This window comes from Citrobacter sp. Cpo109 (assembly GCF_030332565.1).
In the GTDB taxonomy this organism is placed as follows: domain Bacteria; phylum Pseudomonadota; class Gammaproteobacteria; order Enterobacterales; family Enterobacteriaceae; genus Citrobacter; species Citrobacter portucalensis.
Window position 1 is genome coordinate 1 of sequence record NZ_JAOWHQ010000056.1, and the last position, 21,914, is coordinate 21,914.

Consider the following 21,914-nt stretch of genomic DNA (forward strand, 5'->3'; position numbering starts at 1 on the left):
TGACCTGCCCCCACGATTAGATACAACACTCAGTTAGTAACGTCGGAATCTTCATTCTCAGAATGACCCTTTCTCCAGCCCGCTGCAAATTCAGACGGTGTCTGATAATTCAGCGTGGAGTGCGGGCGGCATTCGTTATAATCCTGCCGCCAGTCATTAATAATTTTCCTGGCATGAACGATATCGCTGAACCAGTGCTCATTCAAACATTCATCGCGAAATCGTCCGTTAAAGCTCTCAATAAATCCGTTCTGCGTTGGCTTGCCCGGCTGGATTAAGCGCAACTCAACACCATGCTCAAAGGCCCATTGATCCAGTGCACGGCAAGTGAACTCCGGCCCCTGGTCAGTTCTTATCGTCGCCGGATAGCCTCGAAACAGTGCAATGCTGTCCAGAATACGCGTGACCTGAACGCCTGAAATCCCAAAGGCAACAGTGACCGTCAGGCATTCCTTTGTGAAATCATCGACGCAGGTAAGACACTTGATCCTGCGACCGGTGGAAAGTGCGTCCATGACGAAATCCATCGACCAGGTCAGATTGGGCGCCGCCGGACGGAGCAGCGGCAGACGTTCTGTTGCCAGCCCTTTACGACGTCTTCTGCGTTTTACGCCCAGGCCACTGAGGTGATAAAGCCGGTACACGCGCTTATGATTAACATGAAGCCCTTCACGGCGCAGCAACTGCCAAATACGACGGTAGCCAAAACGCCTGCGCTCCAGTGCCAGCTCAATGATGCGCCCTGATAAATGCGCATCAGCAGCCGGACGGTGAGCCTCATAGCGGCAGGTCGACAGGGATAAACCTGTAAGCCTGCAGGCACGACGTTGCGACAGACCGGTCGCATCACACATCAACATCACGGTTTCCCGCTTCTGGTCTGTCGTCAGTACTTTCGCCCAAGAGCCACCTGAAGCGCCTCTTTATCCAGCATGGCTTCGGCAAGCAGCTTCTTGAGTCTGGTGTTCTCTTCCTCAAGCGACTTCAGGCGCTTAACTTCAGGCACCTCCATACCGCCATACTTCTTACGCCAGGTGTAAAACGTGGCATCGGAAATGGCATGCTTGCGGCAGAGTTCACGGGCGGGTACCCCAGCTTCGGCTTCGCGGAGAATACTGATGATCTGTTCGTCGGAAAAACGCTTCTTCATGGGGATGTCCTCATGTGGCTTATGAAGACATTACTAACATCGGGGTGTACTAATCAACGGGGAGCAGGTCAGCGGGAGCGATAGGTTTACGTGAACGTAGGGCAAGATCTCCACGGCGTGTGATCGTGTATTCTTGAATATCCTTTTTAGTAAGTGTATCTATACCTTTGTTGCCAAGCTTTTGTGAAAGGGTACTCATACGTTGCACAACAGTTGCATATCCCTTTTTCTTTATCCCCCCTTTAAATTGAGTGTCTCGTAAGTATTCATCAACGATGTTAGCGATGCTGTACGCGCTTTCTGTAGAAGAAGCAGGGGTATTAGACGCTAGATTTTGCGTAGCTGCATCTGTGCTTTGTGAATCATCTATTTCTCCATGATTCAATTTTGCATCTTGCAGAGCTGCCCATTCTTGGGCTTCTTGTGATGTGGGGAATGTTTTGCTGTAAGGCTTATCGACACCTTTACCACGTACCTGAACTTGATAGGAAGTAATGCCTTTAGGGGATGTTCTTTCTTTGGTGGTGATACTAGCCATAATCTCTAACACCAATTTCACAGATTTGTGTATGTGAATTGTTGTGAGTTAGGAAAACCTATGTCTATTTAGATACTTATACGATTTCTCGCTAAGTCTCCTTACAACTGTCATCGCAGTTTGTAACTAAAAGAGTAACCCAATAATGAAGATTGAAACAGGGAATAACCTCCTGCCAGATCAATAAATCGGGAAAATTTAGCGATTTGACAGAAGGATAACTGAGAGGCTTGCGGAAAGATTACGCAACGTTACGCGTGTGGCCGGCAAGAACTGCCAGCGCGTCGCTGTTCTCAATAGTGATATATTTGCCTTTCACCGCCAGCATGCCGCTTTTCTGGAAACGACCCAGCAGGCGGCTGATGGTTTCAACCGTCAGACCGAGGTAGTTACCGATGTCGCCACGGGTCATGGTCAGGCGGAATTCACGAGGCGAGAACCCACGCTGGGCGAAGCGACGAGACAGATTGTAGATAAAGGCCGCCAGGCGCTCTTCAGCGTTTTTCTTCGACAGCAACAGGATCATATCCTGATCGCCTTTGATTTCGCCACTCATCAGACGCATCATCTGCTGACGCAGGTTCGGCATCTTACCGGACAGGTCATCAAGGGTTTCGAAAGGAATTTCGCATACCATTGAGGTTTCCAACGCCTGAGCAAAGCTCGGGTGATGGCCGCTGCCAATGGCGTCAAAACCTACCAGGTCACCCGCCAGATGGAAACCGGTAATTTGCTCATCGCCTTGTTCGGTAATGGTATAGCTTTTTATCGTTCCGGAGCGGATAGCGTAGAGTGATTTAAGCTCATCACCTGCTTTAAAGAGCGTCTGCCCTTTTTGGATAGGCTTTTTGCGCTCGATGATGTTATCGAGCTGGTCAAGCTCATGCTCGTTAAGTGTGAACGGGATGCAAAGCTGGCTGATGCTGCAATCCTGGCAATGGATAGCACAACCGCCAGACTGAATGCGCCGTATAATTCGCTTTTCCGGGATCATAGGTCTGCTCAAGCCGTAATTGATATTTGTCAATTTTAACATCTTTTTGGTGAGCACGTAAGCCTGAGCTACTCCCAATAGAGAATAATTCAGGCATAACTGGAGCGAATGTTTGTATCTGCTTGATTAACCACACTTAATTTGGGGTCGCATTATGCGGAAGTGTGATGAATAAGGCATTAATTGCCTGGAATCTAGAGTAGCAAATAACCTTCGTGGCGCAATAACCACTCTTTTCGTTGTACGCCGCCGGCATATCCGGTCATGGTGCCGTTACGTCCAATGACGCGATGACAGGGAACCACAATGCTTACTGGATTGGAGCCATTAGCTGCGCCGACGGCTCTTGCAGCGCCGGGGCGCCCCAACTGTTCGGCCAACTGACCATAATGCATGACCTGCCCGCAGGGGATAGTGCGTAATGCTTGCCAGACTTCACGCTGGAAAGGCGTCCCAGCGGTTGCCGTTTCCAGCGAGTCAATGATGCTGAGGTTTCCGGCAAAATACTCAGAGAGTTTGTCGCTTAATCCACCAGGATTTTTGGCGGCAATGCGCTGATAACCTTCTGTACGGTAATGAATATCAAGCAATTGTTCCATGCGATCGCTGTGCTGATCCCATTCCACTGCGCGCAGGCGAAATTGCTCATCACAAATAACCCACAGCGGGCCCAGCGGCGTGTCTATGGTGTCTTCCAGTAAGTTAAGCATCCGTTTCTCTCATTACAGCATTCAAGCGAGGCTACACATTATCACGCCTGTGACCGTCGCAGCTATACCCCTAAAAACGGATATCAACTTGCCGTGAGTAGAGCGGTTCAGCGCGGTGGATCCGGCTAATTATTGGAAATAACCGTAAACCGTTACCGGTATAGTTGTCGGTATAATAGTGCGCGGTTATGATAATGCTCGTCGCAATATGCTGGAGGATGAGACATGAACCTTGATGATGCATCGCTGTTTCTTGACGCAATGGGGGATGTTCAACCGCTGAAAAACCATGCCGATGTGCAGTGGCAGCCCATGCGCAATCTTCGCACTCCGGCGCGTGTCGATACGCTTCAACTGGATAATTTTCTCTCGACGGGATTTCTCGATATTGTCCCGTTGAATGTGCCGCTCGAGTTTCGTCGCGAAGGTTTACAGAACGGTGTGACCGACAAGCTGCGAAACGGAAAATACCCGCAACAGGCGAGTCTCAATCTTATTCGCCAACCTGTTGAAACATGTCGCCAGATGCTCTTTAGCTTTATTCTGCAGGCGCAGCAGGAAGGGTTGCGTAACGTGTTGGTGATACACGGCAAGGGACGTGACGATAACTCCCATGCCAATATTGTTCGCAGCTACGTGGCGCGCTGGTTGACGGAATTTGACGATGTGCAAGCATACTGCGCCGCACTGCCGCATCACGGCGGCAGGGGGGCATGTTATGTGGCATTGCGTAAAAACGCACAGGCAAAACAAGACAACTGGGAGCGTCACGCTAAACGTAGTCGCTGAACGACGTAAACATCAGGCGGCCAGCACTCTGTTCCTGCCTTCGTTCTTGGCTTTGTACAACGCGTCGTCAACGCGTTTGAATAACTCATCGATGCTTTCATTTGTTTCGTGCCGAGCTACGCCAATGCTGACGGTAAAGCGGGGAAGGCCAGGGAGAGTCACTTTGGCCACCGTCGCCCGTATCACTTCTGCGAGATTGAGGGCAGTGTCCAACGAGGTTCGCGGCAGCAGCAGCACAAATTCTTCACCTCCCCAGCGAAAAATCAGATCGTCCTTTCTCGCACAGGATTCCAGTGTGCGTGCCAGAGCGCAAAGTACCTCATCACCTTTTAAATGACCAAAAAGATCGTTAATGCTTTTAAAGCGATCGGTGTCGATCAACAGCAGGCTGTAATCCTGTGTCAGTGACATCGCGTGGGTCTGTTCCGGCTCGGTTACCTGATAAAAATGTCGGCGGTTAAGCAATCCCGTTAAGGCGTCACGCAGGGCCGCACGCTCAAGCTCCTGTTCCAGCCGCTTTTGCTCGGTAATATCATGAATAATGCACAACATGAGCTTATTACCGTAGATTTCGATTGGCCCGGCGTAGGTTTGTACGTGACGGGAGGTGCCGTCTGCCAGTTTATGCACAAAATGCAAAGGTTTATGGCCACCGGGAAGATGGGCGATTTCATGCATCACCGGGAGTATATGACGGCCCAGCGTATTGATTTCCCATGTATGTTTCTGGCACATCGTATCATGGCTATAGCCATAAAAATTTAGCGCGCTGAGATTTGCATCGACGATCAGCCCATCACGGGACGGATCGATAAGCAACATTGGTGCCGAGTTGGTCTGGAAAAAACGCGCGTAAAATCCCTGTTTTTTTCGCTGATAATTCGCTGAACGGCTCGCTTTCAGACCTTGCGAAGTCGGTGTTTCAATGCCTTCGAAAAGAATGACGTCACCTGATTCCGGCAGAGAGCGGATGGACAGGCGGCATGCCATTGCGACGGCTTCACCTTCGCGGCAAACCGTAAGGATTTCCACAATATCGTGATGATTTCTCAAATCGCTGAGATACATGGTTAAATCATTCTGGGCATGAGTTGAAAATATGCCCTTGCGGAGTAGAGAAAAGCAAGGGGCCTGCATCAGTTCCCGCGCAACGGTATTTGCGAACACCAGTTCTTCGGTATGCGGCGAAACAATCCACACCGGCAGGGTTAATAAATCCAGTGAATGCAGCTCGGTTGTGCTCATCGATAATCCCGTTATCTTTATCTGCTGTGTTGCCCGTTTAATGGCATCTGTTTTTTATATTACAGTCTCACAATGTTATCGATTGTTGAGGAGATAAAGACTGTACGATTCGCTGCTGCTTAATGTTGCTTTCCGTTGGAATCAATTCATGGATCTGATGCGCAGGCAACGGTTTTGCAAACAAGAAACCTTGCAGCACGCCACATCCCATCTGGGTCAGGAGTATTTCCTGCTCCTGGGTCTCTATTCCTTCAGCCACCACTTGCATATTCATGGAGTGGGCTATGTCAATAATAGTAGACACAATCTTTGTATTTTTGCTGTTCTCGTTGATATCTTTAACAAATACTCTGTCAATTTTTAATTCCCGTGCCGGAAGAGACTTTAACATCAATATATTTGAATAACCGGTACCGAAATCATCAATAGAAACGGTGATCCCTAAAGCTGAAAATGCATTCAAGACTTCAGCGCTACGTTTTAAATTTTTAAGCGCTGTACTTTCAGTCAGTTCCAGCGTGAGATATGCAGGTGAAAGTTGATATTGTGCAAGGGCGCTGCAAACCACATCAACGATATCATGTTGTTCAAACTGGGAAGGGGAAAGATTAACGGCGAGGGTCCATTCCGCATGGCCCTGTAACTTCCATTGATGTAACTGCTGGCATGCCTGCTGGATAACCCATTTCCCGACCGGAATGATAAGACCTGTTTCTTCCAGCGCAGGCAGAAACTCTGCGGGTAACAGCATGCCGCGTTCCGGGTGATGCCAGCGTAATAACGCTTCAAAACCGGTCAGGGAATGATCTCCGGCGGTGTATTTGGGTTGGTACCAAAGCTCAAATTGATCGTGTTCCAGTGCTTGTGACAGTTCCTGTAAAAATGTCGGCGGTGTATCGGCGATAGCTTCCATTTCCGGGCTATAAATAGCCCAACCGTTTCTGCCAGCCTGTTTGACATGATACATCGCCATATCAGCCTTTACTTTTAACTCATGCAATGTGGAACCATGTTCAGGATAAATACTGCTTCCCGCACTTAACGAAACCCGAATGGTGTACCCAAACAGCGTGAAAGGATCGCCAATCGCAGCCGCAATCCGGGTCAGCAGAGCGGTGATAGTCTCTTTATTACAGTCAGGAACCAGAAGAATAAACTCATCTCCCCCCAGCCTCGCCAGCGTCATGGTGTCATCAAGGCAGCTGTAGATTCGCTGCGTACTGGCGATCAGCAACTGATCGCCGATGTGATGTCCCCAGGTATCGTTAACGACTTTGAAGCGATCGAGGTCGATGAATACCAGAGCAAATTGATGCTGATGCAGTTTGGAATGTTGTAGACAGGCCTGCAAGCAGGCATCTATATGTGTGCGATTGGCAAGTCCGGTCAGTGCGTCGAAGTGGACCTGATGCTCAAGCTGGCAGTTAAGTTGATGTAAGTTGTCTGCCAGCCGGGAGGTACGCAGTTGCGAATCCACCATCGACACCACCAGCATGATACCCAAAATAACCAGCGTGACGGCGCAGACCCAGACAGAGAGTTCCAGTGTGCTGAGCCCATTGTGTACAGTGTGTCCAAAATGGGTGAATGTTGCCGCTCCCATCCCGGTGTAATGCATAGAGGCAATCGCCAGCGCCATAATAAGGGCGGCGACAAGCCGATTGAACAGGGCTCGACGGGTATTTTGGCGCAAATGAAACGCCAGCCATAAACCCACACCAGATGCAACGATGGCAATCATCACTGAGAGCAGTATCAGCGAATGACTCCATAGGATGGCAACATGCTCAATGATGGCATACATGCCAACGTAGTGCATGGTGACGACACCTGCGCTTAATATTCCTGTGGCTACGACTAATCGTTTTGTTGAAAGCGTATTACCGGAAATGGCGATATTAATGGCGAGAGTTGCAGAAATGAGCGCAATAAAGAAAGAAAATGCCGTGAGCGAAAAATGGTAATTGATCGGCATACTCATTTTCATGGCCAGCATACCGATAAAATGCATTGACCAAATACCCATCCCTAGCGTAGCCCCGCCAGACAGGCGCCAGAAGGTTGATTCACGTCGATTGGAGATTGCCACTTTGCCCGCACTATCGAGAGCAATAAAAGAGGCAATAAACGCGACAACAAAGGAAATCCCAATCAATACAGGGTCCCACGACACATTCAACATCATACTACCTATCGAAAAAAAGCCGTGGTAATAAATCTAGCAGGTTTTGTCCAGTTAACATGATAAAACCGGGAATGTTCTTATGTTTTTACACTGGTATTAGAGGAAACAGGAAGATAGTGAAAATAACGAGCCATTACTTATATAAACATTCACCAAATTTATAGTTCTGTGTGTTTTATGCTCTCCATGTGCTTGTCATCACAATAACCTGATGACTGGCGCCATCACAGCCATTTGATGGAATAAAACACTGAACTAACAGGAATACAAGGTGTGATTTCTTGCCTTAAGTAAAAGGATTGCAGGCTCTCATTGAAAGTTCAGCTTTCGTCGCAGAGCAATGGCATTCTGCATTGCAGGTGCTATAAAAAATAATATCTACATAATTTCTTAGTGCACAGGACTAAAATGTTAAATGATATTAGCGTCAGAACCTTTATTATTTTATTTCTGCTTATTTCGGCAGTCGCTCTAAATATTGTTGAGATAATTTTCTCGGCCACGCCGGAAATTATAATTGGTACAAATGTGGTAAGCCTTATTTCTGTATTTTGCTTATGGTGGTATATGACGAAATACCTGGTCATGCCGATCAATACGGTAAAAAGGAGCATTGAGGAAGTGACGTCTGGGAATCTGGCGATCAGTATTCCAGAGTTTGGTAATAATTGTGCGGGTAGACTAATACCGGGCATCAATAGTTTATCGAGTAATATTTCAACACTCGTTAATGAGATCAGAACATCCTCACAAACGGCGATGGCGCTCTCTGAACAGCTTGCGGAACGCAGCGCCGAGCTTTCAGTGAAAACAGAACAACAATCTGGAGTATTGATGCAAACGGCTGCTAATATGGATGAAATAGCCGTTAATACGCGAAATAATGCTGACAACACGCAAATCGCCAGCGTCCAGGCAACAGTTGCCACGCAATGCGCCATTCAGGGTGGCGAATTAATGGTGCAGGTTGCGACAAATATGCGTTCAATCACCGAATGTGCACAGCAGATGACGGAAATTATTACGCTAATTGATGGTATCGCATTCCAGACAAATATTCTGGCATTGAATGCTGCCGTGGAAGCGGCGAGGGCCGGTGAACATGGCAAAGGTTTTTCCGTGGTGGCCGGTGAGGTCAGAATGCTTGCACACCGTAGCGCGGATGCTGCTAAGAATATTAAGCAGCTGATTGCGCAAACCCATCAAAATGTTCAGCAAGGTGCAGCTATTGTGCGTGAAGCAGAAAAAAATATGCATGATATTGTCGGTGGTGCCGGTCAATTAAACCAACTGATGGGCGAGATATTAACCACTACACAGGAGCAGGAGAAAGGAATTATCAGAATTTCTCATGCACTGGCCGAACTGGAGAATGTAACCCAAAGTAATGCCATTATGGTTGATGAGCTTTCTGATTCCTCGGGTATCCTGAAAAACCAGGTGATTGATCTCCAGTCGCGAACACATAAATTTCGCTTAAGTAACGCTCTTGAGTCAGCGAGATGGCAGCGGGCTTAACCGGGTATTTCGAAGCAAGCGTCGCATTCGTCGGCGCTTTTTGTATTATCAGATATTTTTATGAATCATTTCAGCACAATGGGACAATGAGATATTGCTTAACATATTCTGATAGCTAGACTAACGAAAAAGGCTGAATGTTTGTGGAGGCGCTGTGGAAGCCATTAAGGGAACGGATGTTAATGTGCCGGATGCCGTGTTTGCCTGGCTGCTGGATGGTCGAGGTGGAGTAAAACCGCTGAGCGATAATGATGTAATTGATAGTCAGCATCCCTGCTGGCTACACCTTAATTACACTCATCCTGAAAGTGCCCAATGGTTGGCGACAACACCTCTTCTTCCCAACAATGTGCGTGATGCGCTGGCAGGCGAAAGTACACGCCCACGCGTCAGTAGAGTCGGGGAAGGTACGCTGATTACACTGCGCTGCATTAACGGCAGCACCGACGAGCGTCCTGACCAACTTGTGGCGATGCGCTTATATATGGATGAACGTCTGATTGTCTCAACCCGCCAGCGCAAAGTGCTGGCACTGGATGATGTGGTCAGCGATCTCCAGGAAGGGACAGGACCGGCTGATTGTGGCAGTTGGCTGGTGGATGTTTGTGATGCGCTCACCGACCATGCCAGCGAATTTATCGAACAACTGCACGACAAAATTATCGATCTGGAAGATAACTTGCTCGATCAACAAATTCCCCCACGCGGCTTCCTGGCATTGCTGCGCAAACAGTTGATTGTAATGCGACGTTATATGGCTCCTCAGAGAGATGTTTATGCGCGTCTGGCGAGTGAACGTTTACCCTGGATGACCGACGACCATCGGAGACGGATGCAGGATATCGCTGACAGGCTGGGGAGAGGGCTGGATGAAATAGACGCCTGTATTGCCCGGACCGGTATTATGGCGGATGAAATTGCGCAAGTGATGCAGGAGTCTCTGGCTCGCCGAACGTATACAATGTCATTGATGGCAATGGTTTTTCTTCCCAGCACATTTTTAACTGGGCTTTTCGGCGTCAACCTCGGCGGTATCCCCGGCGGTGGTTGGCAGTTTGGTTTCTCACTCTTTTGTATTCTGTTAGTGGTCCTGATTGGTGGTGTTACTTTATGGTTGCATCGTAGTAAATGGTTGTAACAACAACGTTTTTTAGTGGCTTTTGCGCATGAAAACGTCCTGATTTTTGAGCGAAGTCAATAAACCATCTACCTATTCGGGGCAATATCTCTCTCGCAGGTGAATGCAACGTCAAGCGATGGGCGTTGCGCTCCATATTGTCTTACTTCCTTTTTTGAATTACTGCATAGCACAATTGATTCGTACGACGCCGACTTAGATTAGTCGGCTTTTTTTTGCCTGCAGGAAATCAGCGTCTACCCTAAAAGAGTCAACCTGAATGACTGGAGGGGTATATGACCTGTCTGATTGCAACGTCGCACACTGATTCGCTACCGACCGATCCGGTTCCCATTCCCGATCCCATACCTCGTCCGCAGCCGATGCCGGATCCGCCGCCGGATGAAGAACCGATTAAATTGTCGCATCACGGGCACAGATCTGCGAGGATACGCGCCTGCTGAATGTGAGTTTTTACCGCGAGATTAAATTGTGACCGCTTTTTCAACCCTGAATGTTTTACCTGCTGCTCAACTCGAGAATCTTAACGAGCTGGGCTATCTTGAAATGACGCCTGTTCAGGCTGCTGCGTTACCGGCAATCCTGGCGGGTAAAGATGTTCGCGTGCAGGCTAAAACCGGCAGTGGCAAAACGGCTGCTTTTGGTCTTGGGCTATTACAGCATATTGATGCCGCGCTGTTTCAGACGCAGTCTCTGGTGCTGTGCCCAACGCGCGAGCTTGCCGACCAAGTGGCGGGTGAACTGCGTCGTTTAGCGCGCTTCCTGCCAAACACCAAGATCTTAACGCTGTGCGGTGGGCAACCTTTTGGCGCACAGCGTGACTCCCTGCAACATGCACCACATATTATTGTTGCCACACCGGGTCGTTTACTTGACCACCTGCAAAAAGGCACCGTTTCTCTGGATGCCCTGAATACGCTGGTTATGGATGAAGCCGACCGCATGCTGGATATGGGCTTTAGCGATGCGATTGATGATGTCATTCGCTTTGCGCCTGCGTCACGTCAGACTTTGCTGTTTTCCGCAACCTGGCCGGAAGCCATTGCCGCTATCAGTGGCCGGGTACAGCAAAATCCATTAACGATTGAAATTGATACGGTCGATGCGTTACCGGCTATTGAACAGCAGTTTTTCGAAACCTCCAGCCACGGAAAAATTCCACTGCTGCAAAAGCTACTCAGCCAGCATCAACCCGCATCGTGCGTGGTTTTTTGTAACACCAAAAAAGATTGTCAGGCCGTTTGCGATGCACTGAATGCGGCAGGGCAAAGCGCACTGTCATTACATGGCGACCTGGAACAGCGCGATCGCGATCAGACGCTGGTTCGTTTTGCCAACGGTAGCGCGCGCGTGCTGGTCGCAACCGATGTGGCCGCACGTGGCCTGGATATCAAATCACTTGAGCTGGTAGTTAACTTCGAACTGGCGTGGGATCCGGAAGTACATGTCCATCGTATCGGACGTACCGCGCGTGCCGGCAACAGCGGTCTGGCGATTAGCTTCTGTGCGCCGGAAGAAGCGCAGCGTGCCAATATTCTTTCTGAAATGCTGCAACTGAAGCTGAACTGGCTAACTGCGCCAGCTAATGGCTCAGTCCTGCCGCTGGAAGCAGAGATGGCGACGTTATGCATTGATGGCGGTAAAAAAGCGAAAATGCGTCCTGGCGATGTTCTGGGGGCTCTGACCGGCGACATTGGCCTGGATGGCGCCGATATCGGCAAAATTGCCGTTCACCCGGCACACGTTTATGTCGCCGTTCGCCAGACTGTAGCGCACAAGGCGTGGAAACAATTACAAAACGGTAAGATTAAAGGCAAGACTTGCCGGGTTAGGTTATTGAAATAACTGCCCGTTGGGGCGCCTGATGGCGCTCCGCTTATCAGGCCTACAGGCGCTTATGCACGTTGTAGGCCTGACAGACGCTTACTTCACTTCCACCACGTTCAGGCGTAATTCATCCAGTTGAGCATCATCTTCTTCTGGCTGCCAGCCCGCAGGTTGCAGCGGGATCTCTTCACGATCGAACGCTAAATCACCGCCGTCCACAACCTCTGAACCGTGCTTAATGCCTTTAAAATCGAACAGATTGATATCGCTCAGATGTGAAGGTACAACGTTCTGCATTGCGCTGAACATGGTTTCAATGCGGCCTGGATAGCGTTTGTCCCAGTCACGCAGCATGTCAGCAATGACCTGGCGCTGTAGGTTAGGCTGTGAGCCGCACAGGTTGCACGGAATAATTGGGAAACCTTTCGCTTCGGAGAAACGCTCGATATCTTTCTCACGGCAGTAAGCCAGTGGGCGGATCACGATATGCTTACCGTCATCACTCATCAGCTTCGGTGGCATGCCTTTCATTTTCCCGCCGTAGAACATGTTTAAAAACAGCGTTTGCAGGATGTCGTCGCGATGGTGGCCGAGCGCAATCTTGGTGGCTCCTAATTCGGTTGCCGTACGGTACAGAATGCCGCGACGCAGGCGAGAACAGAGTGAGCATGTCGTTTTGCCTTCAGGGATTTTATCTTTGACGATCCCATAAGTGTTTTCTTCGACAATCTTGTACTCAACGCCCAGCTGTTCCAGATACTCCGGCAGAATGTGCTCCGGGAAGCCGGGTTGTTTCTGATCGAGGTTAACCGCAACTAAGGAAAAACTGATCGGGGCGCTTTGCTGCAAATTACGCAGGATCTCCAGCATGGTATAGCTGTCTTTCCCGCCGGAAAGGCACACCATAATGCGATCGCCGTCTTCGATCATATTGAAGTCGGCAATGGCTTCGCCGACGTTACGACGCAGACGTTTTTGCAATTTGTTCAGGTTGTATTGTTCTTTCTTACTAATATCTTGATTTTGCGACATTTAATAGAGGCTCAATTCATAGTGTGGCATCAGAAGAGTATGCATCACGCCGGATCGTCCGGCAAAAGAAGTCTGATATAAAAACTGTGGCGTGTATGGTACGGATAAGCGGGAAAAATGTCAGCACATTTAGGACAGGAATCAAGGGTAAAAGAGGTAGAAACAAAAAGCCCGCAACGATGTGCGGGCCAGACAGCTTAGCGGACTACCAGTACCGAACACTCCGCATGACGCACCACGGCTGCAGCGTTAGAGCCCAGCAGGTAGGTGGTGATGTCAGGTCGGTGTGAGGCAATAATGACCATATCGGCCGGTAATTTTTTTGCGATCTCCAGAATCTTGTCTTTCGGCGCACCTTCTGCGACATGAACGTGCACTCTGTCCGTTGGGATATTGAACTTCTTGATAATCTCTTCCAGTTGAGATTTTGCTTCGGCTTTCAGATCGTCCATGGCCGGTAACTCTGCCGAGTAGGCCAGTCCCAGAGAAGCGTAATAAGGCAAGGACGGAATGACGGTTAAAAAATGAACCTGCGCATCGTCAATCTTTGCTTCTGCTTCAACATGGGCAATAACGCGTTGAGTTAATTCTGAGTCTGAAATATCGATGGGTACAAGAATCGTTCTGTTCATAAAACCTCCTGTTTAAGTATCCAAGTAAAGCTTACCGCGTAATGGCACTTTATGTACAATGACAACGATCACATTTTGGCATCACTTTATTTTGATTTCAGGAAATTTGCCTTTTATTACCCCATCGTAAAATCGGCCTTTAGAGACCACGATCAGGAAATCACGAAAAATACGGGCAGGGACCTGCTGATATTGCAGCGTAGCCAATTGGTGAAAGCGAATTTCTAGCGTACGGGAGGATTCGTCATAGCCGACGGATGCAATACGGGATGATTTTACAGGATGATGATTCATTGCAGGTATCCTCTACTACAGGTCTTAATGCAAGATATCATCTATCAGAGAAGTGTTTTAACGCAATAGATATAATGTTTTGATCTGGATAAAACAGAATTATTAGAACGTAAAGAGAGCCCGCCGTTGCCAGCGGGCTGACGGATTAGAACTGGTAAACCATACCCAGTGCTACAGTGTCATCGGTAGAGATGTCATTGTGATCTTTATTGTAGAAACTATCATCTTCATCTAGCAGGTTGATTTTGTAATCAACGTAGGTGGAGAAGTTTTTGTTGAAGTAATAAGTGGCACCTACGGAGGCATATTTAACCAGATCCTTGTCGCCGTCTGATCCGTTTACACCCAGATCTTTACCTTTAGACATCAGGAAAGAAACTTCCGGACGCAGACCGAAGTCAAATTGGTACTGTGCAGTTACTTCAAAGTTCTGGGTTTTGTTGGCAATAGTATTGTCGTGACCATCTGAACCGCCATACGGGGTCATATTGCGGGTTTCAGAGTACATGGTTGCCAGGTAGATATTGTTCGCGTCGTATTTCAGACCAGCAGTCCATGCGTCAGCTTTATCACCACCTGCGGTAGAATGGTTCACTTGTTGATTGGTACGGTCAGAAGATGTATATGCTGCACCGAAGCTTACGCCCATACCCAGATCGTAGGTAGAGGAGATACCGAAGCCGTCACCGTTAGAGTTCTTCATGTTACGATCGTCGCCACCGTTATTGGTGCCTTCTTGCTCTGGTGACTGATTTTCGTTCGCACCCTGGTACTGCAGTGCAACGTTCAGACCGTCAACCAGACCAAAGAAGTCGGTGTTACGGTATGTTGCAACACCGTTTGCACGACCGGTCATGAAGTTGTCTGCTTTGGTGTAAGAGTCGCCACCGAATTCTGGCAGCATATCGGTCCAGCCTTCAACGTCGTACATTACGCCGTAATTACGGCCGTAGTCGAATGAACCGTAGTCGCCGACTTTAATACCTGCGAATGCCAGACGAGTCCAGGAGTCGCCTTTATCACCTTCGGTGCCGTTGGCCTGAACCTGATATTCCCACTGGCCATAACCGGTGATCATATCGTTAACCTGTGTTTCGCCTTTGAAGCCCATACGCATATAAGTCTGATCGCCATCGCTGTTAGCGTCGTCAGAGAAATAATGCAAACCGTCTACTTTACCGTAGAGATCTAATTTGTTGCCGTCTTTATTATAAACTTCAGCAGCGTGAGCAGCGTGAGCAGCGCCTGCAGCCAGCAGGGCAGGAATTACGAGCGCCAGTACTTTTCTGTTCATTGAAATAATCCTTTAGTTTTTTTATTAACCTGTGACTACCCATGTAGGGAGTAAAAGCATGCTAAAGGAGAAGTTCCGTAAAGAGATAAATATGAATTGTTACGCCTTAAGTAAAACCTTAAACAAATAATTCTACGGAAATAGTGATAGTCGACATGAATGAGTTGATGAAAATATATATAAAATAAAAATTATACAATTGAATTTTGTTGGGCTATTCTGCGCGTGTTATATGCCTTTATTGTCACGTTTTATTTTTCGTTGGTATATTGATGGCAATTATTAATTAGCCAGCGAATAAATTGACAAGCCCGAACAACTGTTCGGGCTTTTTTTTTGGTTCCGGGCTAATACTGAGAAAAACGTATTATTCGGTACCGCTCTTTTCCGCTTTGCCTGCCAGTTGGGCCAGGAAGTCGTAGCGTTTTTGTAGATCAGCTGCGGCGTCTTTCCACAGCTGTTCTGCAACTTCTGGCTGTTGGGCATTCAGGCGGCGGAAGCGCTGCTCGTTAAGCAATGTTTCAGCCAGCGCGTCTGACGGTGGGCGAGAGTCCAGTGCCAGCGGCAGTTTACCTTCGTCTGCTCGGCGTGGGTCAAAGCGGTACAGCGGCCAGAATCCGGTAGCCGTGAGTTGACGCATCTGATCGTGGCTTAGCGCGAGGTCATAACCATGTTCTTCGCAAGGACTATAGGCGATAATCAGCGACGGACCCGGATAGGCTTCCGCTTCCTGGATAGCTTTCACCGTCTGGTTCAACTGGGCGCCCAGGGAAATCTGCGCCACATACACATGTCCGTACATCATCATACTGACGCCCAGATCTTTGCGAGCCTTGCGCTTGCCATGCTCACCAAACTTGGTAACCGCCCCGAGCGGCGTGGCTTTCGACGCTTGTCCGCCCGTGTTGGAGTAACACTGGGTATCCAGTACCAGAATATTGACGTTCTCGGTCAGGCTCAGGACGTGATCCAACCCGCCAAAACCAATATCGTAAGCCCAGCCGTCGCCGCCAATCAGCCAGATGGACTTCTCAACCAGCGCATCAGCATCGGTTAACAGTTGCTGTGCACCTTCGACATCTTTCAGATGCTGGCGCAGCGCTGCAACTTGTTCACGGCGTACTTCTGGCGTCGCTTCAGCATGCAGGGCGTCATTCAGTTCAGCCGGAATATTATCTGCAAACTGCTCCAGCAAACGCATGACGCGCACACGGTGTTGATCCACCGTCAGACGGAAGCCCAGACCAAACTCGGCGTTATCTTCGAACAGAGAGTTTGCCCATGCAGGTCCACGACCATTGGCATCGGTCGTATACGGTGTTGAGGGGAGGTTACCACCATAAATCGATGAACAGCCAGTCGCGTTGGCGATCAGCATGCGGTCACCGTACAGCTGCGTAAGCAGTTTGATATACGGCGTTTCACCACAACCAGAACAGGCGCCGGAATATTCAAACAGCGGAGTGATTAACTGCGAGGTACGGATATCAATGCGTTCAAGCTTGCTGCGGTCGATCTCCGGCAGATTGAGGAAGAAGTCATAGTTAACTTTTTCCTCTTCAACATGCTCAAGGCGCGACATCATATTGATGGCCTTGATTTCCGGGTTTTGGCGATCTTTCGCCGGGCAAACTTCGACGCATAGATTACACCCGGTGCAATCCTCTGGTGCAACCTGCAGGACATACTTCTGACCGCGCATATCGCGAGATTTCACATCCAAAGAATGCAGGCTGGCAGGAGCGTTTTCCATCGCTTCAGGTGAAACCACTTTGGCGCGGATTGCCGAGTGCGGGCAAGCGGCAACGCAGTGGTTACACTGGGTACACAGCTCTTCCTTCCAGATGGGGATCTCTTCGGCGATATTACGCTTTTCCCAACGCGTGGTGCCCATTGGCCAGGTGCCGTCTGGCGGCAGCGCGGATACGGGAAGGGCATCACCCAGACCGGCGAGCATTGCCGCGGTGACTGTTTTCACGAAATCAGGTGCGGCATCAGAAACCACCGGAGGGCGGTTTGCGCTGTGCGGATCAACTGGCTGGAGTGCTACTTCGGCTACGGATTCGCGCGCCAGGGCCAGAGCCTGCCAGTTACGTTCAACCAGGTCCTGTCCTTTACTGCTGTAACTTTTCGCAATCGCCCCCTGCAATTCAGCCAACGCGCTGTCGCCGGGTAAGATTTGCGTCAAATGGAAGAATGCCATTTGCATCACGGTGTTAATACGCGCTGCCAGACCGCATTCGCGGGCGATTTTGGCCGCATTAATCACGTAGAAACGGGCTTTCTTCTGATTTAGTACCGCCTGAACTTCCTGCGGCAAACGCGCCCAGACTTCATCCACACTGTACGGGGTGTTGAGCAGGAAGATACCGCCTGGTTTCAGGCGCTCGACCATCTGATACTTATCGATAAATTGCAGCTGGTGACAGCCAACGAAATCGGCTTGCGATACCAGATACGCTGATCGAATAGGCTGCTCGCTGACGCGCAGGTGAGAAACCGTCAGACCGCCTGCTTTTTTCGAGTCGTAGACGAAATAACCCTGCGCATACCATGGCGTAGAGTTACCAATAATCTTGATATTGTTTTTGGTGGCTGACACGCTACCGTCGCTGCCTAACCCATAAAACAGCGCTTCGAGCTTAGCCGTACCGGGCAGGGTGTTTTCTGGTAACGGTAGCGACAAGTTGGTGACATCATCATAGATACCGACAGTAAAGCGAGGTTTCGGCTTCGCGCTACTCAGCTCATTAAAGACCGCCATCACGCAGTCTGGACCAAACTCTTTGGAAGAAAGGCCATAACGTCCGCCAATCACGCGCGGTAGGGTTTCTCGCTCGCCGCAGTTAAAGGCTTCCGCCAGCGCGGTCATCACATCCAGATACAACGGTTCTGCCTGTGCGCCGGGCTCTTTGGTGCGATCCAGGACGGCGATGCTGCGTACGGTTTCCGGCAGCGCGCGCAGTAAATGTCTGGCAGAGAATGGACGGAACAGACGTACTTTCAGAACGCCGACTTTCTCGCCACGCGCCAGCAGATCTTCAACGACTTCTTCACAGGTTCCAATTGCCGAACCCATTAAGATAATGACGCGCTCAGCCTGAGGATGGCCGTAATATTCAAATGGCTGGTACTGGCGACCTGTCGCTGAGGCGAAATCGTTCATCGCCTGTTCTACATGATCGTAAACCGCGTTGTACCACGGGTTTGTTGCCTCGCGTGACTGGAAATAGGTGTCCGGGTTCGCAGACGTACCGCGAATAACTGGATGCTCAGGATTAAGCGCCCGAGCGCGATGAGCATCGATTTCCGCTTGCGGCATCAGTCCGAGGATCGTGTCGTCGGCCAGTGGCACAATTTTATTGATTTCATGGGATGTACGGAAACCATCAAAAAAATGAATGAACGGAACCCGGCTTTTCAGGGTAGCTATTTGCGAAATCAGTGCAAAGTCCTGTGCCTCCTGAACGCTGCTGGCACACAGCATCGCACATCCTGTCTGGCGCACCGCCATCACGTCGGAATGATCGCCAAAGATTGATAATGCGTGAGTAGCAATTGTACGAGCCGCAACGTGCAGTACAAACGGGGTCAACTGACCGGCCAGTTTGTACAGCGTTGGGATCATCAGCAACAGGCCCTGCGATGAGGTAAACGACGTAGAGAGTGCACCGGTCTGCAACGCGCCATGAACGGTTGCGATCGCGCCGCCTTCTGACTGCATTTCTACGACGCGAGGGGTATCCCCCCACACGTTCTTAAGCCCGTTCCCGGCCCAGGCATCCGCCTGTTCAGCCATCGTTGAACTGGGCGTAATCGGGTAGATGGCGATAACCTCGCTGGTACGAAATGCGACTGAAGCAACCGCACCATTACCGTCAATTGTGATCATACTGACACCCTTACATTGCGCAAAAAGAGGGACTCGCGTAACAGCGGCGAATCCTGTAGTTATCCTTCTATTTTAGCAAAAGCGCTAAAGACAGATTTTCGCTTTTGTGTCCCTGGAATAAACAGAATGAATGGTTTGATCAAAGGAGCAGGCAAAAAATTGCCAGAAAATGTAAACAGTGCGCATAAATGCGTATTTTGCCTCTCGACGGCGGTGTTTCCGCTGCCTATTATTTATGGCTGTGTCGTTTGGTTATTATTCAGAGGGGAGTAAGATGCGCGCAGCGTTTTGGGTAGGATGTGCCGCGTTATTATTATCGGCTTGTAGCAGCGAACCTGTTCAGCAGGCAACCGCCGCGCATGTCGCACCGGGCATGAAGGCAGCAATGTCCAGTTCTGGAGAAGCTAATTGCGCCATGATTGGCGGTTCGCTCTCTGTTGCTCGTCAACTGGATGGTTCAGCCATCGGGATGTGCGCGCTACCCAACGGCAAACGCTGTAGTGAGCAGTCGCTTGCCGCCGGAAGTTGTGGGAGCTACTGAGTCTCCGCGTTTCCTACATTAAATCCGCGAGTTTATACGTCAGCGTTTGTTCTGCTGTCGCCAGCGTTAACTGGTCAGCAGTTAGATCGACCTGTGCGCCTTGCTTAAACATTTCGCTGACGATCCCGTCGAGCGCGTTAAGCTGCGGATCGGCGCACATCATACGCGTCATCGCCATATCTTTTACCTTCAACTCACCGTCGGACAGCTTGCCCTGGCCGTGGAATTGATTACACATCTTGCCTGATACCGTCATGTTTTCGCCAAAACTTAACTCAGGTGGGTTGTTGGCGGTGGTGACGGCTTTACCATTCACGCTTTGCAAAACGAAGCGGTGATGCTGCAACTGTTCGCGATTGACGGAAACTTTTCCATTGCTCACACAGCCAGCCATCAGCATGCTGAGCGCAATCAACGTGACAACTTTCTTCATTAAATTTCTCTACGTTTGTGACGGGAATACATTCAATATAATAATGATACTGAATGTTTTATCATCGGTGATTGTCTGAAAATGCCCCCCTGACGTCAGGGGAGCTCAGAGATTAGAAGAGGGCGTTTGGACAGGTCTCGCCTTTGGATATTTGGGCCAGATTCTGTAGCGTAGTCTCAGAAATACTGGTCAACGCTTCAGCTGTCAGGAATGCCTGATGACCGGTAAACAGCACGTTATGGCAGGCTGACAGACGACGGAACACATCATCCTGAATGACGTCATTAGATTTATCTTCAAAGAACAGATCGCGTTCGTTCTCATACACGTCCATACCCAGAGAACCAATTTTCTGGTTTTTCAGCGCGTCGATAGCGGCTTGTGAGTCGATCAATGCACCACGACTGGTGTTAATGACCATCACGCCATTTTTCATTTGCTCAAAGGCTTCGTGATTGAGCAGATGATAATTCTCCGGTGTTAACGGGCAGTGCAGAGAGATGACATCGGACTCGGCAAACAGCGTTTTAAGATCGACATATTCAACGCCTAACTCCAGCGCAGCAGCGCTCGGGTAAGGATCGAACGCCAGCAGACGCATACCAAAACCTTTCAGGATCCGCAGTGCAGCGATACCGATTTTACCGGTACCGATCACCCCAGCGGTTTTGCCATACATAGTAAAACCGGTCAGCCCCTCAAGAGAGAAGTTGGCATCACGGGTACGCTGATAGGCGCGGTGAATACGGCGATTCAGCGTCATCATCATGCCAATCGCATGCTCTGCGACGGCCTCTGGTGAATAAGCTGGAACACGAACCACCTGCAGACCCAGCTCTTTTGCTGCGTCGAGATCGACGTTATTGAACCCGGCGCAGCGCAGCGCGATATATTTCACGCCATGCTTTTTCAGTTCTTCCAGAACGGGGCGGCTGCCATCGTCGTTGACGAAAATGCACACGGCTTCGCAGCCATGGGCGGTTTTGGCTGTTTTTTCCGTCAACAGAAAGTCAAAGAATTCAAGTTCAAAACCAAAAGCCTCGTTAACCTGCTGCAGATACTTCTTGTCGTACTGTTTTGTACTATAGATGGCGAGTTTCATAAGACTTTCTCCAGTGATTTTGACGTCACATTAATTCAATTCAAATTATTTTACAAAATCTAAAAAGTTATTGATAGTCATAGGCGTAATGAATAATTTCACCGTATCTGTTGTTAGTGTGGGCAGGTTACACAATTTCAACAACTGGATATTTTTCTATCCAACTCAACACCCGAATATCGCGGCAGGTAAAAAGCCAGCCGAATCACATCCGGACAGCTACGCTTATACAGGTAGCAATTATCGGGAGGGGTTATGCTGACTCACTCTGAAGCAAAACGATGGGCCACCCTAATGCTCAAGGCGGCATTATGCGATGGTATGAAACCTGATGAGATTTCCCGGCAGGTACATCTGGTCTGCGATCATCATGGTAGGGAGTGCCTCGAAGAACTCATTGAGGAAATTCTGATAGAAGCAGGTCGTATCGGACCTAAACATAGCGATGGACAACTGAGGCCTCATTAAGTCTGAATCTTAATATCCCCGACGGCACGTGTAACAGCGTGCCTGTAAATCGGTTATCTATCCTTAATGTGGGCATATCCAGTTAAACATGCCACAATACAGGCCTAAACCGGCTTAAATTTTTGCTAAATC

At 49.3% G+C, this 21,914-nt stretch carries 19 protein-coding genes; 6 read left to right on the forward strand and 13 right to left on the reverse strand.

What is annotated here, in order from left to right:
* Positions 1 to 29: 29 nt before the first annotated feature.
* The 4 genes from OGY71_RS09660 to ogt all read right to left on the reverse strand — a co-directional run bounded on the left by OGY71_RS09660 (position 30) and on the right by ogt (position 3,392).
* A protein-coding gene (locus OGY71_RS09660) for an IS3-like element ISSen4 family transposase (RefSeq protein WP_136754148.1) occupies positions 30 to 1,150 on the reverse strand; the annotation gives its coding sequence in 2 pieces (ribosomal slippage) (positions 30 to 892 and positions 892 to 1,150; 1,122 coding nt in all).
* A 49-nt stretch (positions 1,151 to 1,199) separates the two neighbouring features.
* Entirely contained in the window at positions 1,200 to 1,688 is a 489-nt protein-coding gene (locus tag OGY71_RS09665) for a hypothetical protein (protein WP_286613194.1), read from the reverse strand.
* Positions 1,689 to 1,929: 241 nt separating this feature from the next.
* A complete protein-coding gene (fnr, locus tag OGY71_RS09670; protein WP_003020397.1) occupies positions 1,930 to 2,682 on the reverse strand; it encodes a fumarate/nitrate reduction transcriptional regulator Fnr in 753 nt (250 codons plus the stop codon).
* Positions 2,683 to 2,876: 194 nt separating this feature from the next.
* On the reverse strand, positions 2,877 to 3,392 hold the full coding sequence (ogt, locus tag OGY71_RS09675; RefSeq protein ID WP_286613196.1) for a methylated-DNA--[protein]-cysteine S-methyltransferase: 516 nt from the start codon (positions 3,390 to 3,392) through the stop codon (positions 2,877 to 2,879).
* Between the two features lie 225 nt (positions 3,393 to 3,617).
* Here ogt and smrA point away from each other — a divergent pair, with 225 nt between their 5' ends.
* A complete protein-coding gene (gene smrA / locus OGY71_RS09680) occupies positions 3,618 to 4,181 on the forward strand; it encodes a DNA endonuclease SmrA (protein ID WP_286613198.1) in 564 nt (187 codons plus the stop codon).
* 12 nt (positions 4,182 to 4,193) lie between these two features.
* Here smrA and OGY71_RS09685 read toward each other — a convergent pair whose 3' ends face one another.
* A complete protein-coding gene (locus OGY71_RS09685; protein ID WP_003833223.1) occupies positions 4,194 to 5,426 on the reverse strand; it encodes a GGDEF domain-containing protein in 1,233 nt (410 codons plus the stop codon).
* 67 nt (positions 5,427 to 5,493) lie between these two features.
* Positions 5,494 to 7,608, reverse strand: a complete 2,115-nt coding sequence (locus OGY71_RS09690; RefSeq protein ID WP_193135041.1) for a putative bifunctional diguanylate cyclase/phosphodiesterase — start codon at positions 7,606 to 7,608, stop codon at positions 5,494 to 5,496.
* A 411-nt stretch (positions 7,609 to 8,019) separates the two neighbouring features.
* Here OGY71_RS09690 and OGY71_RS09695 point away from each other — a divergent pair, with 411 nt between their 5' ends.
* The 4 genes from OGY71_RS09695 (at position 8,020) to dbpA (ending at position 12,112) form a co-directional block, all read left to right on the forward strand.
* Entirely contained in the window at positions 8,020 to 9,129 is a 1,110-nt protein-coding gene (locus OGY71_RS09695) for a methyl-accepting chemotaxis protein (protein ID WP_286613199.1), read from the forward strand.
* Between the two features lie 154 nt (positions 9,130 to 9,283).
* Positions 9,284 to 10,267, forward strand: a complete 984-nt coding sequence (gene zntB / locus OGY71_RS09700) for a zinc transporter ZntB (RefSeq protein WP_003833215.1) — start codon at positions 9,284 to 9,286, stop codon at positions 10,265 to 10,267.
* A 275-nt stretch (positions 10,268 to 10,542) separates the two neighbouring features.
* Complete coding sequence (ynaL, locus tag OGY71_RS09705; RefSeq protein WP_003833213.1) at positions 10,543 to 10,710, forward strand: proline-rich small protein YnaL; 168 nt, start codon at positions 10,543 to 10,545, stop codon at positions 10,708 to 10,710.
* 28 nt (positions 10,711 to 10,738) lie between these two features.
* Positions 10,739 to 12,112 (forward strand): ATP-dependent RNA helicase DbpA, encoded by a 1,374-nt coding sequence (gene dbpA, locus OGY71_RS09710; RefSeq protein WP_063940801.1) that lies wholly within the window; start codon positions 10,739 to 10,741, stop codon positions 12,110 to 12,112.
* A 78-nt stretch (positions 12,113 to 12,190) separates the two neighbouring features.
* On the opposite strand, the gene ttcA is transcribed toward dbpA, so the two are convergent.
* From ttcA to nifJ, 5 genes are all read right to left on the reverse strand, one after another.
* Complete coding sequence (gene ttcA, locus OGY71_RS09715; protein WP_003833209.1) at positions 12,191 to 13,126, reverse strand: tRNA 2-thiocytidine(32) synthetase TtcA; 936 nt, start codon at positions 13,124 to 13,126, stop codon at positions 12,191 to 12,193.
* Between the two features lie 197 nt (positions 13,127 to 13,323).
* Positions 13,324 to 13,758, reverse strand: a complete 435-nt coding sequence (gene uspF / locus OGY71_RS09720; RefSeq protein ID WP_003833207.1) for a universal stress protein UspF — start codon at positions 13,756 to 13,758, stop codon at positions 13,324 to 13,326.
* Positions 13,759 to 13,839: 81 nt separating this feature from the next.
* A complete protein-coding gene (locus OGY71_RS09725) occupies positions 13,840 to 14,052 on the reverse strand; it encodes a KTSC domain-containing protein (RefSeq protein WP_123267264.1) in 213 nt (70 codons plus the stop codon).
* A 145-nt stretch (positions 14,053 to 14,197) separates the two neighbouring features.
* The gene (ompC, locus tag OGY71_RS09730) at positions 14,198 to 15,346 is read right to left on the reverse strand and encodes a porin OmpC (protein WP_286613201.1); all 1,149 of its coding nucleotides are present in this window, start codon (positions 15,344 to 15,346) and stop codon (positions 14,198 to 14,200) included.
* A 367-nt stretch (positions 15,347 to 15,713) separates the two neighbouring features.
* Positions 15,714 to 19,238 carry a pyruvate:ferredoxin (flavodoxin) oxidoreductase gene (gene nifJ / locus OGY71_RS09735; RefSeq protein ID WP_063940798.1) on the reverse strand — a complete coding sequence of 1,175 codons (3,525 nt, stop codon included), beginning with the start codon at positions 19,236 to 19,238 and terminating at the stop codon, positions 15,714 to 15,716.
* Between the two features lie 274 nt (positions 19,239 to 19,512).
* On the opposite strand from nifJ, the gene OGY71_RS09740 reads away from it, so the two are divergent.
* Entirely contained in the window at positions 19,513 to 19,779 is a 267-nt protein-coding gene (locus OGY71_RS09740; RefSeq protein ID WP_003833199.1) for a putative hemolysin, read from the forward strand.
* Between the two features lie 13 nt (positions 19,780 to 19,792).
* Here the strand turns inward: OGY71_RS09740 and hslJ are convergent, their stop codons facing one another.
* Positions 19,793 to 20,212: a heat shock protein HslJ gene (gene hslJ / locus OGY71_RS09745; protein WP_003833197.1), complete on the reverse strand. Its 420-nt coding sequence runs from the start codon at positions 20,210 to 20,212 to the stop codon at positions 19,793 to 19,795.
* A 112-nt stretch (positions 20,213 to 20,324) separates the two neighbouring features.
* Positions 20,325 to 21,314 carry a 2-hydroxyacid dehydrogenase gene (locus OGY71_RS09750; RefSeq protein ID WP_003833196.1) on the reverse strand — a complete coding sequence of 330 codons (990 nt, stop codon included), beginning with the start codon at positions 21,312 to 21,314 and terminating at the stop codon, positions 20,325 to 20,327.
* Positions 21,315 to 21,914 lie beyond the last annotated feature (600 nt).

What these genes read in the sequence shown, in the direction of transcription:
- OGY71_RS09685 (WP_003833223.1), bottom strand. Translation starts at nt 5,426, where the DNA reads ATGAGCACAACCGAGCTGCATTCACTGGATTTATTAACCCTGCCGGTG.
- nifJ (WP_063940798.1), bottom strand. Translation starts at nt 19,238, where the DNA reads ATGATCACAATTGACGGTAATGGTGCGGTTGCTTCAGTCGCATTTCGT.
- fnr (WP_003020397.1), bottom strand. Translation starts at nt 2,682, where the DNA reads ATGATCCCGGAAAAGCGAATTATACGGCGCATTCAGTCTGGCGGTTGT.
- hslJ (WP_003833197.1), bottom strand. Translation starts at nt 20,212, where the DNA reads ATGAAGAAAGTTGTCACGTTGATTGCGCTCAGCATGCTGATGGCTGGC.
- OGY71_RS09725 (WP_123267264.1), bottom strand. Translation starts at nt 14,052, where the DNA reads ATGAATCATCATCCTGTAAAATCATCCCGTATTGCATCCGTCGGCTAT.
- uspF (WP_003833207.1), bottom strand. Translation starts at nt 13,758, where the DNA reads ATGAACAGAACGATTCTTGTACCCATCGATATTTCAGACTCAGAATTA.
- OGY71_RS09750 (WP_003833196.1), bottom strand. Translation starts at nt 21,314, where the DNA reads ATGAAACTCGCCATCTATAGTACAAAACAGTACGACAAGAAGTATCTG.
- ompC (WP_286613201.1), bottom strand. Translation starts at nt 15,346, where the DNA reads ATGAACAGAAAAGTACTGGCGCTCGTAATTCCTGCCCTGCTGGCTGCA.
- OGY71_RS09665 (WP_286613194.1), bottom strand. Translation starts at nt 1,688, where the DNA reads ATGGCTAGTATCACCACCAAAGAAAGAACATCCCCTAAAGGCATTACT.
- smrA (WP_286613198.1), top strand. Translation starts at nt 3,618, where the DNA reads ATGAACCTTGATGATGCATCGCTGTTTCTTGACGCAATGGGGGATGTT.
- OGY71_RS09695 (WP_286613199.1), top strand. Translation starts at nt 8,020, where the DNA reads ATGTTAAATGATATTAGCGTCAGAACCTTTATTATTTTATTTCTGCTT.
- ttcA (WP_003833209.1), bottom strand. Translation starts at nt 13,126, where the DNA reads ATGTCGCAAAATCAAGATATTAGTAAGAAAGAACAATACAACCTGAAC.
- ynaL (WP_003833213.1), top strand. Translation starts at nt 10,543, where the DNA reads ATGACCTGTCTGATTGCAACGTCGCACACTGATTCGCTACCGACCGAT.
- OGY71_RS09740 (WP_003833199.1), top strand. Translation starts at nt 19,513, where the DNA reads ATGCGCGCAGCGTTTTGGGTAGGATGTGCCGCGTTATTATTATCGGCT.
- ogt (WP_286613196.1), bottom strand. Translation starts at nt 3,392, where the DNA reads ATGCTTAACTTACTGGAAGACACCATAGACACGCCGCTGGGCCCGCTG.
- OGY71_RS09690 (WP_193135041.1), bottom strand. Translation starts at nt 7,608, where the DNA reads ATGTTGAATGTGTCGTGGGACCCTGTATTGATTGGGATTTCCTTTGTT.